The following is a 19,691-nucleotide window of genomic DNA, read 5'->3' as shown; positions in this document are numbered from 1 at the left end:
TTATTATACTGTATATTTTCTATACTGTCAACATATATTTTGTTTTTTTTATTTTTTATCCTAATAATATAAAAAAGTCCTTATAAATAGGCTTAAACCTACTTATAAAGACTTTATATTGCATAAATAAATTTAAATATACTAATTAAATTAGTATAGATCTTTTAATTACCAATTATTTTGATTAAAACTTCTTTCCACCTTTACCTTTAAACTCTTGATGTTTTTTAACATCTTGCATTCTTTCTTCACTATCTTTTAAAAATCTAGACATTATGTCTTCGAAGTTTCCTGCATTACTTTTCTTCTTGTCATTATTTGAGTTCCAGTCAATTTCAACTGGCTTTACTGATTTTTTCTGAGTATTTGCTTGTTTTATTGAAAGACTAATCTTTCCATTGTCATCTATTGAGATAACTTTAACTTTTACTTTATCCTGTTCTTTAAGATGTTCTCTAATGTCTTTTACATAAGAATCTGCAACTTCTGAAATATGAACTAATCCAGTCTTGCCTTCAACTTCAATAAAAGCCCCAAAATTTGTAATGTTTACTACTGTACCTTCTAATATGTTTCCTGCCTCTAAGGTCATGTTTAAAAGTTTCCTCCTTAAAATATAAAAATATATATTATAATATTATTAAAAACTATTTTTCAGAATTTGATGTTTGTTCATAGCTGTTAACTACTTTTTCACCTGGCTTTATCATTCCAAGTCTTTCTCTAGCTAATTTTTCAAGATATTCATCTGAACCAGATTCAATCTTATCTACTTCATCTGAAAGTCTATTATTTATTTTAGTTATTTCATCGAGTTGAAGTTGCTTTTCCTTAAGTTGCTTTCCTATTCTTTCAATTGCCAATTGTTGTCTAACATAACTAAAAACAAATATACCAATTAATACTATTATTATTATGTTTCTAAATGTTAACTTTTTCATTTGCAGAACCTCGATTTTCAAATTCTCTTATTTATATTGTAAACACTCTAAAGGTATTATTCAAGTAATTTTTTTGTCCTATTTACTTTTATCAAGTACTTTGTAAAATACTATTTTTAATGGATATATTAAGTTCTTAAATATTACTCTAAATATAGTATTTATATTCTTTATTATTAATTGCTCTAAAGAATAGAAGTACTTACTTATTACCTTTAAATAAATTAAAAGTGATATTATGATAAATATATAAACATAGGGAGTTAAAAATGCATAATTAGTATATAGTAAAAAAGTAAATATAATCAGAGCAGTAAGTATCCAAAAAAGAATATCTTCGATAACTGTAATTATTTTTATTGAATTTAATCCTCTTATACCTCTATATATATCAAATAAAAATCCTGTTATAATTCCTGCTATAATGCTATACATAAGAAGATTAAACTGCATAGTTAAAGTTAACGGCATTTAATATCCTTTCTAGTTATTTAAATAACCTAGATATTATACTTTCTTTACTCTTCTTTATTTCTTTTCCACTATACACCATAGAATCAATATTTCCATTTATTATAACATCTCCATTTTTAACATCTAACTTGTTCATTTTTAAATCTGAACCTTTAATGCTAAGATTACCCAAAACAGTTGTTAAGTCTATTTTCTGATTATCAAAGCTTAATACCTCTATTACACCACTTAATATTAACTTCTGTCTATTCTCTAAAGATAAATTAGAATTTTTATCATTGAGCTTATTCTCATCCTTATTCTCCATAATAAATTCCCCCACATACTTTATCTTATACAATATATGAAGTAATAATTTATTTTATTCATTAATATTTTTTATTTACGTTATCAAAATTATACAAATTTTATAATACAATATTTTAATTATTTAGAATTTAAAGATAATAATTCATATTTGAAATTTTTCTAATAAATTTTATTATCTATGAATTTTCCTAAACAATAAAAAATAGCCTTTGATAAACACTTATCTAGGCTATTCTTTATCTTCTTGTCCTTCAATAATTATATACATCTCTTTTGCATCTTCTTTTCTTACATGTTCTTTGATATTAACTATTTTAGCTTTTAATGTTCTATTTGCAAAAGTTATTTCTATTATATCGTCTTCTTTTATATCTGTAGATGGTTTTGCAACTTTTCCATTTATTGATACTCTTCCACTTTCACAAGCTTCTTTAGCTATAGTTCTTCTTTTTATAATTCTTGAAACTTTCAAATATTTATCTAATCTCATAACTGCTCCTTGTTAAAAAAACCCGAGAAAACTCGGGTTTATATTTTTTTCTATTTATTATTAACCTTATCTTTAAATTCTTTTCCTGGTTTGAATACTGGAACTGTTGTTGCTGGTATATTGATTACTTCTTTAGTTCTAGGATTTCTTCCTTCTCTAGCTGCTCTTTCTCTTGTTTCAAAAGTACCGAAGCCAACTAGTTGCACTTTTTCACCACATTCTAATGCTTCTTCTACACTTTCAATAAAAGATTTTAAAGCTAATTCTGCATCTTTTTTAGTTAATTTGCTTTTTTCAGCCATACTAGTTATTAATTCTGCTTTATTCACAATTACATCCTCCTCAAAATAAAGTTATAACATTTAATTGTCTAACTATTTCATATATGTACTAAATTACACCTCTTTATTATATATCCTATGTGCCTAGCCGTCTATATAAAAATAACTTATTAACACATATACTAAAACTATAATAAATATTGTAATATAGTTCTTTTAATAACTATTCTTCAAAAACTAAATAAATCCTTTATTTTATTACACTTTTATTTAGTTTTTTTTGCTTCTTCCCATAATATATCCATATCTTCTAAAGACATATTATTTAAATTTAAATTTTTTTCCATTGCTTTGCTTTCAATGTATGAAAACCTAGATATAAATTTATTTATTGTTGCGTTTAATGCTTCTTCTCCATCTATCCTTAAAAATCTAGCTACATTTACACATGAAAATAATAAATCACCAATTTCATTTTCTATATTTTCCTTATTCTCACTAATATATGCATCTTTTACTTCATTTAATTCTTCTTCTACCTTTTCGAATGCAAAATTTATATCTTCCCAGTCAAATCCTACCTTTTTAGCCTTCTTTTGAACTTTAGAAGCTCTTAAAAGAGAAGGTAAAGATTTAGCTATGCCTTTCATCTCTTCAGTTAATGTTTCGTATCCTTTTTCACTTTTCTTTAATTCTTCCCACTTTTCAACTATATCAGAAGATGAATTAATGTTATTTAAATTATTAAATACATGTGGATGTCTATAAATCATCTTATCACAAATGGCTTTAATAACATCATTTATATTAAAATATCCATCTTCTTGACCTATTGATGAATGAAATACTACTTGGAATAAAACATCACCTAATTCTTCTATTAATGCATCTTCATCTTTATTATTTATTGCATCTACTACTTCATAACTCTCTTCTATTAATGCATTTTTTATTGTTTCATGAGTTTGTTCTTTATCCCAAGGACAACCATCCTCACCTCTAAGAACTTCTATAGTTTCTAATAAATCATAAAAGTCTTTTTTATTCTCTAAATCTTTAGGTATATATACTGATGTTAAATAATCTATATCTTCTTGCATATCTAATTCATATAAAGGAATTTTTCTAATACTCTCTTCACCAATTATCCCTGCTGCTCTTACATACATTATTTCTGTTTCATCATCGTATTGTTGTAATAATTTTAATTTTACCTCTGAAGCAATAAGAGGATTGTACACTTGTGTAATTATAGTTCCTATTCTCTTATCTAATATCTGATTATTTATATCAAATGCATCTATAACCTTTAAACCTTCTATTGGATCTATAGCTAAACTCTCCATCATAGCATCTATAAAACTAACCGCTGGAATCACTTTATAATCTATATTTTCCTTTTTGCATAACTCTATTAAATTAAATACTGATTTTTCTGCTACTAATGGATGTCCTGGTACAGCATATACTAATTCACCCTGACTTTTATATTTATTTATAATGTCATTGGCTATATTTAAATAAACATTATCAAAACTTTCTTCTGTATCATAAATATAATCATAAGTCTTAAATTCAATGTTATTTTCTGATAAATAATCAACTGTTGGATGTTTTTCTGTTCTTAAAAAAATATTTTTACAAGATTTTAGTTCTTCTATACATCCTATTGTTAGAGCTTCTTTTGCTCCTGGTCCTAATCCTACTATCTTAATCATTTGGAATCTCCTTTTAGTTTCTTCTAAATCTATTTTTTATTTCTTCTATTCTAAACACTTTAAACAACATTATTAATATTATATACAATATAATACCTAAAAATATAGCTATTAAGCAAGATATACCATTACTTGTTGTACTTTTATAAATATAATTATAAGTTACTAATACTAATATCATCATTAAAGTTGAAGCATATGTTGGTTTTATAATTATCTCATATAAATTAAGCTTAATCTTAAGTTTCCATTTCATAGAGATTAGATTTAATATAGAAGCTACCAAGTAAGCAGTTATACTGGCAATAACAGCACCATAAATATTAAATACTTTCATAGGCACTAAAATCCAAGTTAAAATTCCTTTTATAAAACATCCTATAAATAAATTAACTACTGGCAATATATAATTATTAGTTCCTTGTAAAATTGATGTTGTAGTTTGAGTTAAAATTATAAAAGGAATTGATAAAGATAAATATTTTAATATCTCTGCTCCTGCAAATCTTCCTGGAAATATAAATCTCATAATAGGTTCAGCTAAAAAGAATATTCCAAACATACAAGGTATAGCTATTACAGCTGACATTTTCATTGCCATATTTGTTTTTCTCTTTACTTCAATATAGTTTTTAAGAATAAAATTTTCTGCAATAATAGGTATTAAGGATATGCATAATGCCATTGATAAAGTTAATGGTACATTAACTATTACAGATGCTTTACCTGTTAATTGTGCATATAGAACAGTACTTTGCATATTAGTTAATCCAGCTTCTAGCAATTTTTGTGGTACAACAATTGAATCTATAAGTCCCATTATACTACCCACAGTTGCACCTAATGATATTGGAATTGCTATTCTTAATATATTGCTTAAGACATCTGGATTGGTTCTAACTCTTTTTACTCCATATTCTTTTTTAACCTTTCTATATTTACTGAATAAATACATTCCTGCCATTACAGCCCCTGCTGTTGCTCCAAATGCAGCTCCACCAGCTGAATATTCTATTCCTTTAGGTAATAATATTACTGCTAAGCCCACACCAAATATAATTCTCCCTAATTGTTCTATAAGTTGTGAGGTAGCTGATGGTGACATATTTTGAAGACCTTGAAAAAATCCTCTAAATATAGTTATAAATGATATTATAACAGGAGCAAATGATATTCCTATAAGGGAATAATATGCCTTAGGATCCCATTTTAAAAAATTGATAATAGGTTTGGCAAAGAAAAATAGAGTAAATGTTGTGCCTGTCCCTAAAATAGCCATTAATATTGCAGATTCCTTCATAATTTCAAAAATTCCATTTATATCATCAATTGCATTGTTTTCAGAAATCATTTTTGATATTGCTATAGGAATTCCCGATGCAATTGCTACAAAAAACATATATAAAGGATATGACATTTGATAATATCCGATTCCCTCATCTCCAATTAACATTATTAAAGGCCATCTAAAGAATAATCCTAAAAACCTTGTTAGTATTCCTGCCATTCCAAGAATCAAACTTCCTTTTACTAAGGATTGTTTTTTCATAAAATACCTCCAAACTTCAAGTTATACTAATAATTTTTATTGTAAATTTGAAGGTATTATGACTTTTATTTTTATCTAATAGAAAATTCTTTATGTAATGTCTATTGTTCCATTTGTTTTCCTAAAAATGTTGCTGCTGTTTCAGCTAGCTTTAATTCTACTTCTCCTAAAGTATCTCCTTCTTCTTTAGATAAAATAATTACTGTACCTATAGCATCACCTTCTGATAATATTGGAGAAATAACTTGATTTACATATTTATTTTCATCATCATCATTATGTAATGGAATAACAACATTTTGACTTTTATCTAATAATACAGTTTTTCTTCCATCCATAACATCTTCTAATTCTGAACTTATTTTTCTTTCTATATAATCTTTTTTAGGCGTTCCACTAACTGAAATGAATGCATCTTTGTCTGCTATTAATACTACATGACCTATAGCTTGTTGTAAGCTCTCAGCATATTCTCTTGAAAAATCAGTTAATTCACCTATTGGAGAATATTTTTTTAATATTACTCCTCCTTCTCTATCTGTAAATATTTCAAGTGGATCTCCTTCTCTTATTCTTAAAGTTCTTCTTATTTCTTTTGGAATTACAACTCTTCCTAAATCATCAATTCTTCTAACAATGCCTGTTGCCTTCATTGGTTATTTAACCTCCTTTAAAAATTCAATAATTCTAATTGCAATATTATTATTTGACTTCTTAGAAATTTTATACACTTATAGTCAATTTTTATATAAGATATTATTTTTAGTATTAATAAAGAACAAAATGGCTATGCCACGCTTTTTAGTTAAAAATTGATAATTGAAGGTTTTGATCGAAAGTTTTAAAACTTTCTAAAGAATAAAAAAATACTCTTACAAGTAATTTTTCACTACTTGTAAGAGCATTTTTAAAATTATAAATTATAGTTTTTTATCGTATATTTTTACTCCAATATCTTTTTTCCATTCTTCTATCTTTTCATTGAATGCCTTACTTTTCTTAGTTTGTAATAATTGACCTCTAATATCTTCTTTAACATCTTCTAAAGGAGTAACTTTTCCTTCTCCTCTATCAGCAATTAAAATATGAGATACTTCTGCTCCATTGTCTTTTACTCCAGTAACTTTGATTATATGATAACCAAATTGACTCTTTATTGGTTCTGAAATTTCTCCTTCTTTTAGGCTTTTAACTCCATCCATAAATTCCTTAACATATTTTGTTGATGAATATTCTATAAACCCTAAAGATCCGCCATTATCTTTAGTTCCAGGATCTTGTGATTTTTCTTTAGCTAATTGTGCAAAATCTGCTCCACCATCTAATTGACTCTTTATATCTTTAGCATCTTGTAAAGATTTATCAAAATTAATTTCTCCTTTAGTTGTAAATTGAGTATCTTTATTTCCATCATAGTATTTTTGTATGTCATCATCAGTAACTTCTACATCTTTAACCATATCATTATAAACATATCTTACTATTGCTTGATTCTTTTGATACTCTTTAAATTCATCTTCTGTAAATTCATTTTGTTCTAAGAAAGCTTTATATTCTTCTTCTGTTTTATAAGCATTTTTATAGTAATTTACTGTTTCATCAACTTCCTTATTTACTTCTTCATCACTTGGTCTTAAGTTTAATTCTGATGATTTAGCTAATATTACTTTTTCATTAACTATAGCATTTAAATATTGAGTTTTTAATTGTTTTAACTGATCCTTTACATCTGCATTCTCTTTATAATCTTCTCCATATTTTTGTTTTAAAGATTCTGTAATTGATTTTAAGTCTCTATCTAAATCACCTTGAGTTATTTTTTCTTTTCCTACTGTTGCAAGAACTGTATTTTTTATAGCTTCTGGTGTCTTCTCAATCATTTTACAACCAACAATTGAAAATGAAAGTGTAGCTACTACTACAGATGCAACAATTTTCTTTATTTTATTCAAAATTTTTCCCTCACTTTTTTGTAAATTTTAACCTAAAAAATTATAATATTAGTATAACAATATTATTTTTACAATTCAAACTGTTTATATTACTTTTTTATTAAATTGTTAACTAATTATTTTATTCTTTAAATTTAATTGTCTAATTTTTTTAAAATTTCCTTTAAAAACTCTAACTTATTCTCTTTTTTAATTTCTTGTGTTTTAAATGAAAAATATGGTTCACTTCCAAATTTAAGAATTACACTTTTCTTATAATTTTCCATAAGAATTTTAAATATTTTCTTATATTCATCCTCACCATTTGCAAATTTAAATCTTATTTCTTTTGGCATCTCTTTAATTTCTTCTATAAATAACTTTTTAGCTATACTCTTTATATAAGCTATATCCATTAAATTGTGAACTGGATCAGGAATTTTAGAATATCTATCTTCTAATTCTTCTTTTATATCATTATAATCATCTACATCTTCTATAGCAGCTATTTTTTTATATACTTCTATCTTTTGAATTTCATCTTCTATATAATTTTCAGATATAAATGCATCAACTTTAATTTCTACTGTGGTTTCAATAGGTTCTTTAGAGATCTCACCTTTAATTAATTTAATAGTATCTTCTAACATTCTACAATATAGATCATAACCTACTGAGGCCATATGGCCATGTTGAGATGAGCCCATAATATTTCCAGCTCCTCTTATTTCTAAATCTCGCATAGCTATTTTAAATCCAGAACCTAATTCAGTAAAATCCTTTAGCGCTTTTAACCTTTTCTCTGCTACTTCAGTTAATACTTTATCCTTTGTGTATAGTAAATATGCATATGCAATTCTATTAGATCTACCAACTCTTCCTCTTAATTGATAAAGTTGAGATAATCCCATTTTATCTGAATTATAAATTATTATTGTATTTACATTAGGAATATCAATACCTGTTTCTATTATAGTGGTACAAACTAAAACATTAGCTTCTTGATCCATAAATGAAATCATTTCTTTTTCTAATTGTCTTTCTGTCATTTGTCCATGTGTAACTGTAACTTTACATTCCGGCACTAATTCTTGTACATATCTAGCCATTTCATTTATATCTTCTACTCTATTATAAACAAAATATACTTGACCATCTCTTCCTATTTCTCTTAATATAGCATCTCTTATAAGCTGGTCATTTTGTTCTACAACATATGTTTGAACAGGATATCTTTCTTCTGGAGGAGTTTCTATTACAGAAATATCTCTAGCTCCTGTTAATGACATATGAAGAGTTCTAGGAATAGGAGTAGCACTTAAAGTTAATACATCTACATTTTTCTGTATATTTTTAATTTTTTCTTTTTGAGATACTCCAAATCTTTGTTCTTCATCTACTATAAGTAGTCCTAAATCCTTAAATTGTATATCTTTTGATACTAATTTATGAGTACCAACTAAAATATCTACATTTCCTTCTTTTAATCTTTGAATAGTCGCTTTTTGTTCCTTTGCAGTTCTAAATCTACTAATCATATCTATTTTAATAGGAAAATCAGAAAATCTCTTTTTCATATTTTTATAATGTTGTTCAGCTAAAATAGTTGTAGGAACTAAAAGTGCAACTTGTTTTCCATCCATAACGGCTTTAAAAGCAGCTCTTAATGCTACTTCTGTTTTTCCATATCCAACATCACCACAAAGTAATCTATCCATAACTTTATCAGATTCCATATCTTTCTTTATTTCTTCTAATGAAGTTATTTGATCTGGTGTTTCTTCAAATGGGAATTCATCTTCAAATTGTCTTTGCCATTGTGTATCTTTACTAAACTTATGTCCCTTTATAGTTGATCTAGTTGCATAAAGTTTTACTAAATCCTCAGCAATATCATTTATAGATTTTCTAACCTTAGCTTTAGCTTTTTGCCATTCAGCTCCACCAAGTTTTGTGATTTTAGGTGATTTTCCTTCACTACCAATGTATTTTTGAATTAAATCTAGTTGATCTACAGGAACATACAGTTTATCACCTTTATCATATACAATATCTAAATAATCTCTTTTATGACCAGATACTTCAATTTGTTTAATGCCTTTATATACACCTATTCCATGATTTACATGTACTACATAATCTCCTGGTTTTAACTCATTAAAACTTTTTATCTTAGATATACCTTTTTTCTTTTTAGCCTTTGGTTTTAATTTTCTCTTTGCTTCTCCAAATACTTCTTTATCGGATATAACACATAACTTATATTCTGGATATTCAAATCCTTTTAGTTGATTTCCACAAGTTATTACAACTTCACCAAATTGTATTTTTTCTATGTTATCTTTATAAGAACTTTCAACACCTCTATCTCTTAGTGTGTCTACTAATCTTTCTCCTCTAGCTTTTGTACCAGATAATATTATAGTTTTATATCCTTTTGATTTTTTATCTAAAATATCTTCTATTAATATATCTAATTGACCTTGATAATTGCTTAACGTTGTTTGCTTTAATTCTATACTTTTAAAAGGTTTTAAAAATTTTTCCGTACTATTTAATGTTTCAAAAAAAAGTATATCTGAACTTTCAAATTTATCTAATATTTCATCTTGATTTATTAATAATTTTTCTTGACCTGGAAGTATATCTCCTCTTTCAAGAAATGAAGTAAAATTTTCTGCAAATTCTAAATAAGATGATTCTAATTTTCCTTTACATCTTTTAACGTCATTCATTATAAATAAATAATTCTTAAAATAATCAAAAAAACTTTCAGTCTCATCATAAAAATAAGATAAATAACTATCTATCGTTTCAAATGTTAAGTTTTCTTGAAGTGATTCTATATTTGATTTAACTACAGTTTCTAGTTTTTCAATTCTTTCTTTTTCCTTATTATTTGATGAAATCTTTTTAAATTCATCTAAAATTAGTTCTTTTGCTTTATTCATTGATTCTTCAGATACTATAATCTCTTTTGCTGGAAATATTTTAAATGATTTAACTTTACCTATACTTCTTTGTGATTCTGCATTAAATGTTCTAATAGATTCTATTTCATCACCAAAAAGTTCAACTCTATAAGGATAAGTTGAACATGTTGGAAATATATCTAATATTCCACCTCTTACAGAAAATTGTCCTTTAGATTCAACAATTTCCACCCTCTCATATCCACTTTCAATTAATTCAGAAGATATTTCATTAAAATTAATCTCAGTACCTTGTTTTATAGTCATACTATATTTAGTAAACAATTTATGTGGAGCATAAGTCGCTATAAAAGAATCTATAGAGGTTATTATTATTTTTTTCTTCTTATTATTTAATATCTCATTTATTACATTAAGTCTTGCCCATCTCAAGTCTCCAGAAATAGCATCTATATTATAAAAAACTGTTTCTTTTACAGGAAAATAATATACCTCATTAGTATATAAAATTAAATCTTCATAAAGATTTTTAGCTTCCATATCATTTTGCGTAACTATAACAATAGATCTTTTAATATTTTCAAATAGTCCATCTATCATATACGATTTTCCTGAATCAGATAATCCATATACACCTATTGGATAAGTATTTTCCTCAATAGCTTGCAATATGTTCTTTAACTCAATACCATTTTCTAAGGGCTCTAATAACCCTTTTAATCTCATTTTATACACCATCCTTAAATACTTTTAGTAGCTTTAAATCCATTAAATTTATTCATTGCTGAATTAACATCTTGCTTTATTATTTCTTCAACTGAATTTGTTGCTACTTCAATACTTTCTTTTAATATTTCTTTTTCTTCTTTAGAAAATTTCCCTAAAACATAATCGACTAAATTAACATTAGGTTGTCCAACACCCACTTTAATTCTTGGGAAAATATCCGTTGATAAATTAGCTATTATACTCTTTATTCCATTATGTCCTCCAGCACTGCCTTTTTCTCTTATTCTTAATCTACCTATATCTAAACTTATATCATCATATATAACTATAATATCTTCATTACTTATTTTGTAAAAATTAACAACTTCTCTTATACTTTCTCCACTTAAATTCATATAAGTTGTAGGTTTTAATAAGATAACTTTATTATTAGCTATAAAACCTTCTCCATATACCCCTTTAAATTTTTGCCTATTTATATCAATATTATACTCTCTTGAAATATTATCAATAACTTCAAATCCAATATTATGTCTCGTATTATCATATTTACTTCCTGGATTTCCAAGTCCAACTATTAAAAACATATTTTTTCTCCTTTGCATATCTTTTAATTATACTATTTTATCTTATATTATACTAAATAATAGTATGGTTTATATATTATTATTTTATTTCAAATTTATATCCTTTTCGCCAAAATGTCACTATTTTATAATTTTCATTAGGCTCAAATTTTTCTCTTAATCTTTTTATATGAACATCTACAGTTCGAGAATCTCCTTCATAATCATAACCCCATACTTCATCTAATAATTTTTGCCTAGTAAAAATCTTATTTGGATTATTTATAAAAAAAGCCAATAATTCAAACTCTTTTGGGGGTAAATTAATACTACTTCCTTTAAAAATAACCTCATATTTATCTAAATCAATAGATAAATCATATATAGATATTATATCTTTCTCATTATTTTCTATACTACATCTTCTTGTAATAGCTTTTATTCTAGCAACTAATTCTTTTACTTCAAAAGGCTTTAAAATATAATCATCCGCTCCTACATCAAAAGCTAAAATTTTATCAAATAGAGATGCATTTTTAGTAATTATTATAATTGGAATATTACTTTGTTTTCTTACCCATTTTAAAAAATCTATACCATCAAAGTTTTTTGTAAGTAAATCTAATAAAACTATATTAGGTAAATATTTTAAAAATGTTGATTTTGCTTTTTCTCCATTCAAAATTATTTTTGTTTTATAACCTGATAATTTTAAATGGCTTTCAATTATCTCATTATTATATATATCGTCATCTATAATTAAAACCTTTCCAAAAGCTTTATCCATAAAAAAATTTACTCCTTCCTTAGATTACTTACAATACATAAATAAAACATATCAATAAACCCCCCATGATATTTTCATAGGAGGTTTTGTTTATGTATAAAAGAGATTATACTTCAAATAATTTACTTATTGGTTCATCATCATATATTCTCTTTATTGCTTCTGCAAATAATGGAGCAACAGAAAGTGAAGTGATTTTAATATTTTCCATTTCAACATTTACTGGAATAGTATTTAATAATACTAATTCTTCAATTGCAGATTGATCTAATCTTTCACATGCTGGTCCAGATAAAACTCCATGTGTACAACATGCATATACGTTTTTAGCACCTAATTCTTTAAGTGCATTTGCAGCATTTGAAATAGTTCCTGCTGTATCTATCATATCATCAATTAATATACATCTTTTACCTTCAACTTCACCAATAATATTCATTATTTCTGAAACATTCGCTTTAGGTCTTCTTTTATCTATTATCGCTATTGGTGCATGAAGATTATCTGCGAATTTTCTTGCTCTTGTTACACTTCCTAAGTCAGGTGATACTACAACCACATCATCTTGCTCAGCTAATCCTTTTGATATAAAGTGCTTAGCTAATATAGGTGCTCCTAATAAATGATCTACTGGTATATTAAAATATCCTTGAATTTGAGCTGCATGTAAATCCATAGTTAAAACTCTATGAGCTCCTGCTGCAGTTATCAAATCAGCGACTAATTTTGCTGTGATTGGATCTCTTGATTTTGCCTTTCTATCTTGTCTTGCATATCCATAGTAAGGAATAACTGCTGTTATTCTACCTGCTGATGCTCTTTTAAATGCATCTATCATTATTAACAATTCCATTAAATTATTATTAACAGGAGAACATGTTGATTGTACTATAAATACATCAGTACCTCTTACCGTTTCATTAATATCTACACATATTTCTCCATCACTAAAAGTTGCTACCTTAGATTTCCCAACTGGTACACCTAATATATCTGCTATATCTTGTGCTAATTTACAGTGTGAATTTCCAGTAAAAACTTTTATATTTCTTTCATGGCTTATCATAATATAAGAAGACCTCCTTAAATTTTGGCTAATTTATAATTAAAATTATTTTTTTAATCCTTTTTTATCTACCCAACCTTTAATATTTCTTTGCTTAGCTCTTGCTACTGCAAGTTCACCTTCATGTACTTCTGATGTAATAGTTGAACCAGCTGCAATATAAGTATTATCTCCTACTTCTACTGGTGATACTAAATTCGTGTTACATCCTATAAAGCTATGATTTCCAATAATAGTTTTATATTTTTTCTTTCCATCATAATTTACAACTACTGTACCACAACCAAAATTACATTCCTTACCTACTTCTGCATCACCTATATAAGTTAAATGAGAAACTTTAGTTCCATCTCCAATAGTAGATTTCTTTATTTCTACGAAATCCCCAATTCTTGCTTTTTCTCCAATTTCAGTTTCAGGTCTTATATATGCAAATGGACCTACAGTAGTATTATTACCAATTTTACTATCTAAAATAACAGAAGATTGAATATCCACTTCATTTTTTATAACGCTATCTTTTATTCTTGAATTTTGATATATTAGACATCTTTCTCCTATAATAGTATTTCCTTCTATAATATTATTAGGATATATTATAGTATCTTTTCCTATTTCTACATCAATACCTATATAAGCTGTTTTAGGATCTATTAATGTAACACCATTTTCCATATGTTTTAAATTTATTCTATTCTTAAGTATTTCTTCAGCTTGAGCCAATTGAACTCTTGAGTTAACCCCTATAGTTTCTTCAAAATCAGTTACAACTGCACCTATTTTATTACCTTCAGATTTTAATATTTCTATAACATCTGTAAGATAATATTCACCTTGCTTATTATTATTATTTAATTTACTTAATGATTTATATAATAATTCTATATCAAAACAATATATAGCAGAATTCATTTCATTAACTTTTAATTCTTCTTCATTACAGTCTTTATGCTCTACAATTTTTAATACTTCATTACCACTTCTGATTATTCTTCCGTAACCTGTTGCATCATCAACAATAGCTGTTAATATTGTTGCTGCATTTCCATTTTTAATGTGAGTATTAAATAAATTTTCAACTGTAGAATCTTTTATCAACGGAGTATCTCCAGTAAAAACTGCAACTGTGCCTTTTTTTCCTTTTAAAAATTCAGATGCACATTGTACAGCATGACCTGTTCCTAATTGTTCAGATTGAATTGAGTAAGTTACATTTTTTTCTTCAGTTCTTTCCTTAACAAGTTCTGCTCCTTTTCCTATAATTATATTAGCATCTTGTATTCCAGCTTTTCTTATAGTATCTATAACATGATTAACCATTTCTTTTCCACATACTTTATGTAAAACTTTAGGTAAATCTGATTTTATTCTTTTTCCTTGTCCAGCCGCTAACACTAAGGCATATTTATACATTGTTATCCCACCTTTTTTTACAAACATATAAAAAAAATATGCTCATAACATTCTTTAAATTCATACTAATTAATTATATTTGAAACAAATTCTTATTTCAAGTTTTATATAACGCATCTTAAATTTGTACAAAAATAAAAGGAAGTATTATCTTCCTCTCATTTTTTCTCAATATTAAACTATTATTCTTCAACTTCTTGTTCTTTAATAGCTTTTTCATAGGCATCTAGAATCTCTTTTTGTATCTTTTCCCTTGAATCCATAACTATTGGATGAGCTATGTCTTTAAATTCTCCAGTTGGAGTTTTTCTGCTAGGCATAGCTATAAATAACCCATTTTGACCTTCAATAACTTTAATATCATGTACTACAAACTCATTATCAAAAGTTACTGAAACTATGGCCTTCATTTTTCCTTCTGAAGATATTTTTCTAATTCTCACATCTGTGATTTGCATTTTCGTACACCTCCAAGTTGCATTTAAAAATACTTATACTTATAAATTCTACGAAAATCTTTAAAACCCTTCTAAAATTATCTAAATATTAGAAATTTTGTTCTATTTATGCGAATCATTATAAAAATCTTTTTGAAGGTTGAATTTCTATTATAGAGTCTCTATCAACCGCTTTTAACTCTACTATGGAAACATATTCATCAACTAACTTCTTGTTTATTTCTTTGTTATCAACTAATACACCAATTCCAACTAATTCACTTTCAAATTCTGTTAATAAATCCTTAATTCCAAGAGCCGTTCCTCCAGCCTTCATAAAATCATCAATAAATATACATCTGCTCTTAGGCTTCATTGATTTCTTTGAAAGAGACATTTGTTGAAGTCTTCCACTACTTCCCGATACATAATTTATACTAACAGTAGTTCCTTCTGTAAATTGGCTGTTTCTTCTAGCTATTACTAATTGTACCCCTAAATTTCTAGCTACTTCGTAAGCTAAAGGTATTCCTTTTGTTTCAACAGTTATAACATAATCTACATTTTTATCTTGAAAGCATGATGATAACATAACTCCTGCAGTACTAATAATTTCTGGATTATACATTACATCTGTCATATATATTATGTTACCCGGTATAACTCTTCCGTCATCCTTTAATTGATCACACAACTTTAATGCAAAGTCTCTAGCTACATCCTCACCAATCATAGGAATATATTTGATTCCACCTGCAACTCCTGCAATTGTTTCTATTCTTCCCATTTTAAATTTTTCTAAAAGTTCTCTTATTATAACTACATCTTCACTTATAGTAGATTTTGCTGCATTTAATAATTCTGAAAACTTATTCAATCCTATTATTTTATTTGAATTTTCTATTAAAATTTTTGTTATAGCAACCACTCTATTATTTCTACTTAACTTTTCCATAAAAATCACCTACATCAATTATTTACGAATTATTTTTAATTTTATTATACTTAACATTCATATTTTATTCTAAATTATATTCAATATCAATGGTTTTTAAAAACAAAAGTTCTTAATTACGAAAATTCTTCACATATTTAGAAAAATAACATAGAATAATTTGAGTAATTATATTTTTTTGTATTTCATTTATGGAAAAATGTATATAATTATAAATAAGTATGCAAATATTTTTTATAGAGTAATTTGCGATTATTGTTTAGGATATAATTAATATAAAGGAGTTGATATTTTGTCTTTCAATTTTATAAAAGATAGAGATAAAAAGGTCCACTTTGTTGGTATTGGTGGAATAAGTATGAGTGGTCTTGCTGCTGTTTTATTAAATAGTGGATATAAAGTTTCTGGTTCAGATTTCAAAGAATCCGGAATCTTAAATAAATTAAGACTTGCTGGAGCTGATATTTACATAGGACATAGTAAAGAAAACATAAAAAATGTTGATTTAGTGGTTTATACAGCTGCTATACCTGAAAATAACCCTGAACTTGTTTATGCTAGAGAAAATAATATAGATTTAATGAATAGGGCTGAATTCTTAGGAAATATAATGAGGGGACATAAATACAATGTTGCTATTTCTGGAACTCATGGAAAAACGACTTGCACTTCTATGCTTTCTAATATTACTTTAAAAGCCAATTTAGATCCAACTATACTTGTTGGTGGAGAATTAGATGTTATTGGTGGTAATTTTAGAATAGGTAATAGTGATTACTTTTTAACAGAAGCTTGCGAATATAAACGTTCATTTTTAAATTTCTTCCCTTATATTGGAGTAATCTTAAATATAGATGCAGACCATTTAGATTACTATAAAGACATAGATGAAATTACTGAAACATTTGAAAAATTTGCAAATTTAATTCCTGAAGACGGTTATTTAATAGGGTATGTTGGTGATTCTCGAGTAAAGACCATCTTATCTAAAGTTAAATGTAATACTTTAAGTTATGGACTTAAAGATGCTGATGTTACAGCTAGAAATATAACTTTTAATGAAAAAGGTTGTGCTTCTTTTGAAGTTTATAATGGTGATAAAAAATTATTTAATTTAACTTTAAATAATCCTGGAGAACACAATATATTAAATGCTCTTTCTTCAATTTGTGTATCACTTATCTTTAATATTAATAATGAAGATATTATATGTGGATTATCAGAATGTAGAGGTGCTCATAAAAGATTTGAATATAAAGGTGAGGTAAATGGAGTTACTGTTATTGATGATTATGCTCATCATCCAGTAGAAATAAAAGCAACTTTAAAAACATCAAAGAAAATACCTCATAATAAAACTTTTTGTGTGTTCCAACCTCATACTTATACAAGAACAAAAACACTTTTTGATGAATTTACAGAAGCATTTTTTGATGCTGATGAAGTAGTTTTAATGGATATATATGCAGCTCGTGAAAAAAATAATGGATTAGTTTCTTCAAATGATTTAGGGAAGGCTTTAAGAGCTAAAGGTGTTAAATGTATAAATGTTCATTCTCATGCTGAAGCATTAGAATATGTAAAAAATTCTGTTAAACCTAATGACTTACTTCTTACAGTTGGTGCTGGAGATGTTGTTATTGTTGGTGAAGAATATCTTAATCAAGAAAAATAATTTATTAATACACATTTAAATAAATAACTAGTCAGTATGCTAGTTTATTTTGTGAAATACTTCTTCCTTGGAACCTACTAATAGCACAACTATTAGCAGGTTCCAAGTCATTGTATTTCACAAGATATCCATAGCATCTTTAACTTGTTATTTATTTTCATATGACTAAAATTGAAAATGAATAGATGAGAGTTAAGCGTTTTTTATCTATAGACTTTAAAAATATATATATTTAAATTTCAATTTGAAACTTATTACTTAACTCTCCATTTTCACCTCTAAATTCTTAACTAAAATTTATAATACTCTCTATACAATATTATATTATTGTAAGTTCTTTAGTTACTGAATTTAAAACTTCTGCACCATCTTTAGTTACTAATACCAAATCTTCTATTCTAACTCCTATATCATCTTTCAAATATATCCCAGGTTCAATTGAAAATATCATCCCAGCTTTAACTTCATCATGATTTATTGAACTTACATCACCTTTATCATGAGTTTCTAAGCCTATACTATGACCTGTTCTATGGGTAAAAAATTTCCCATATCCCTTATTTTCTATATAATTTCGTGCAGCAAAATCTATTTCTGAAAATTTAATCCCATCCTTTACTTTGTTAATACCTTGTATATTTGCTTGCTTAACTATTTCATATATTTCTTTCTTATGATTATTAGGTTCTTCTCCAAAAAATACTGTCCTAGTCATATCAGAACAATAATAATTGTATATTCCACCTATATCTAAAACTATTGTATCACCCTTCTTTAACTTCGTGCTTCCACATTCACTATGAGGATCTGCACCATTAGTATCAAAGGCTACTATAGGAGTAAATGAAAAACCACTAGCTCCTTCTTCTTCATATATCTCAGCTAGTAATCTTTGATAATATTTTTCTGTCATACCCTCTTTAAGTTCTGATTGAAGTTTTAACATAACTCTATCATTAATTTGTGATGATTTTCTCATAAGATCAATTTCTTCAGCATCTTTAATCATTCTTAGACTATCAATTATTGGAGATGAATTAACAAAACCTTTAACTACATTAAGTTCCATTAACCTTATTAAAAATTTAGCACTCCAATCTTTATCTATACCTAAAACTTTATCTCTTTCTAATACCTTACTTAATACATCAACTGCATCATCACTATCTGTATACCAAACAATATCTACACCTAAATCCTCTTCTATTGGAAAAAGTTTATTAACAATAAACTTATGATTTCCAGATGAATTTATATAAAGTACAACCATTCTTTCTCCTGGTGAAATTCTTTTACCTACAAGGTAATAAATTGATGCCGGTGATGTAACTATAATTTGAGAAAGTCCTTGCAACTTCATTTCTTTTATTACATTTAAAACCCTATTAGTCTTCATAAAATCAACCCCTTAATTTTTATAATAATCAATCCATTTTT

General features: G+C 26.4%; 19 protein-coding genes. 1 reads left to right on the top strand and 18 read right to left on the bottom strand.

Annotated elements, in window-relative coordinates; all coding sequences use genetic code 11:
- Positions 1 to 184 precede the first annotated feature (184 nt).
- The 17 genes from BGI42_RS00700 to purR form a co-directional block, all read right to left on the bottom strand.
- Positions 185 to 592, bottom strand: coding sequence for a S1 domain-containing RNA-binding protein (locus tag BGI42_RS00700; RefSeq protein ID WP_069678512.1), 408 nt, complete (start codon positions 590 to 592; stop codon positions 185 to 187).
- 55 nt (positions 593 to 647) lie between these two features.
- Positions 648 to 941: an FtsB family cell division protein gene (locus BGI42_RS00695; RefSeq protein ID WP_069678511.1), complete on the bottom strand. Its 294-nt coding sequence runs from the start codon at positions 939 to 941 to the stop codon at positions 648 to 650.
- A gap of 78 nt (positions 942 to 1,019) precedes the next feature.
- Entirely contained in the window at positions 1,020 to 1,412 is a 393-nt protein-coding gene (yabQ, locus tag BGI42_RS00690) for a spore cortex biosynthesis protein YabQ (protein WP_069678510.1), read from the bottom strand.
- A 16-nt stretch (positions 1,413 to 1,428) separates the two neighbouring features.
- Positions 1,429 to 1,722 (bottom strand): sporulation protein YabP, encoded by a 294-nt coding sequence (gene yabP / locus BGI42_RS00685; RefSeq protein WP_069678509.1) that lies wholly within the window; start codon positions 1,720 to 1,722, stop codon positions 1,429 to 1,431.
- A 231-nt stretch (positions 1,723 to 1,953) separates the two neighbouring features.
- Positions 1,954 to 2,214, bottom strand: coding sequence for an RNA-binding S4 domain-containing protein (locus tag BGI42_RS00680; protein ID WP_069678508.1), 261 nt, complete (start codon positions 2,212 to 2,214; stop codon positions 1,954 to 1,956).
- 50 nt (positions 2,215 to 2,264) lie between these two features.
- A complete protein-coding gene (locus tag BGI42_RS00675) occupies positions 2,265 to 2,543 on the bottom strand; it encodes an HU family DNA-binding protein (RefSeq protein WP_069678507.1) in 279 nt (92 codons plus the stop codon).
- Positions 2,544 to 2,761: 218 nt separating this feature from the next.
- Positions 2,762 to 4,213 carry a bifunctional methyltransferase/pyrophosphohydrolase YabN gene (gene yabN / locus BGI42_RS00670; RefSeq protein WP_069678506.1) on the bottom strand — a complete coding sequence of 484 codons (1,452 nt, stop codon included), beginning with the start codon at positions 4,211 to 4,213 and terminating at the stop codon, positions 2,762 to 2,764.
- A 13-nt stretch (positions 4,214 to 4,226) separates the two neighbouring features.
- The gene (locus BGI42_RS00665) at positions 4,227 to 5,762 is read right to left on the bottom strand and encodes a putative polysaccharide biosynthesis protein (protein WP_069678505.1); all 1,536 of its coding nucleotides are present in this window, start codon (positions 5,760 to 5,762) and stop codon (positions 4,227 to 4,229) included.
- 101 nt (positions 5,763 to 5,863) lie between these two features.
- Complete coding sequence (spoVT, locus tag BGI42_RS00660) at positions 5,864 to 6,415, bottom strand: stage V sporulation protein T (protein WP_069678504.1); 552 nt, start codon at positions 6,413 to 6,415, stop codon at positions 5,864 to 5,866.
- 267 nt (positions 6,416 to 6,682) lie between these two features.
- Entirely contained in the window at positions 6,683 to 7,714 is a 1,032-nt protein-coding gene (locus BGI42_RS00655) for a peptidylprolyl isomerase (RefSeq protein ID WP_069678503.1), read from the bottom strand.
- 134 nt (positions 7,715 to 7,848) lie between these two features.
- The gene (mfd, locus tag BGI42_RS00650) at positions 7,849 to 11,352 is read right to left on the bottom strand and encodes a transcription-repair coupling factor (RefSeq protein WP_069678502.1); all 3,504 of its coding nucleotides are present in this window, start codon (positions 11,350 to 11,352) and stop codon (positions 7,849 to 7,851) included.
- Positions 11,353 to 11,366: 14 nt separating this feature from the next.
- Complete coding sequence (gene pth, locus BGI42_RS00645) at positions 11,367 to 11,942, bottom strand: aminoacyl-tRNA hydrolase (protein ID WP_069678501.1); 576 nt, start codon at positions 11,940 to 11,942, stop codon at positions 11,367 to 11,369.
- Positions 11,943 to 12,021: 79 nt separating this feature from the next.
- Positions 12,022 to 12,708 (bottom strand): response regulator transcription factor, encoded by a 687-nt coding sequence (locus tag BGI42_RS00640; protein ID WP_069678500.1) that lies wholly within the window; start codon positions 12,706 to 12,708, stop codon positions 12,022 to 12,024.
- A gap of 106 nt (positions 12,709 to 12,814) precedes the next feature.
- On the bottom strand, positions 12,815 to 13,774 hold the full coding sequence (locus tag BGI42_RS00635; protein WP_069678499.1) for a ribose-phosphate diphosphokinase: 960 nt from the start codon (positions 13,772 to 13,774) through the stop codon (positions 12,815 to 12,817).
- 45 nt (positions 13,775 to 13,819) lie between these two features.
- Entirely contained in the window at positions 13,820 to 15,187 is a 1,368-nt protein-coding gene (gene glmU, locus BGI42_RS00630) for a bifunctional UDP-N-acetylglucosamine diphosphorylase/glucosamine-1-phosphate N-acetyltransferase GlmU (RefSeq protein ID WP_069678498.1), read from the bottom strand.
- Positions 15,188 to 15,369: 182 nt separating this feature from the next.
- A complete protein-coding gene (gene spoVG, locus BGI42_RS00625) occupies positions 15,370 to 15,645 on the bottom strand; it encodes a septation regulator SpoVG (protein WP_069678497.1) in 276 nt (91 codons plus the stop codon).
- A gap of 118 nt (positions 15,646 to 15,763) precedes the next feature.
- Positions 15,764 to 16,579: a pur operon repressor gene (gene purR, locus BGI42_RS00620; protein ID WP_069678496.1), complete on the bottom strand. Its 816-nt coding sequence runs from the start codon at positions 16,577 to 16,579 to the stop codon at positions 15,764 to 15,766.
- Between the two features lie 292 nt (positions 16,580 to 16,871).
- Here purR and murC point away from each other — a divergent pair, with 292 nt between their 5' ends.
- Positions 16,872 to 18,254: a UDP-N-acetylmuramate--L-alanine ligase gene (gene murC, locus BGI42_RS00615; RefSeq protein ID WP_069678495.1), complete on the top strand. Its 1,383-nt coding sequence runs from the start codon at positions 16,872 to 16,874 to the stop codon at positions 18,252 to 18,254.
- Positions 18,255 to 18,573: 319 nt separating this feature from the next.
- Here murC and BGI42_RS00610 read toward each other — a convergent pair whose 3' ends face one another.
- Entirely contained in the window at positions 18,574 to 19,650 is a 1,077-nt protein-coding gene (locus BGI42_RS00610; RefSeq protein WP_069678494.1) for a M24 family metallopeptidase, read from the bottom strand.
- Positions 19,651 to 19,691: the final 41 nt, after the last annotated feature.

This window comes from Clostridium taeniosporum (assembly GCF_001735765.2).
Taxonomy (GTDB): domain Bacteria; phylum Bacillota; class Clostridia; order Clostridiales; family Clostridiaceae; genus Clostridium; species Clostridium taeniosporum.
This window is presented reverse-complemented; position numbering and strand designations above follow the sequence as displayed.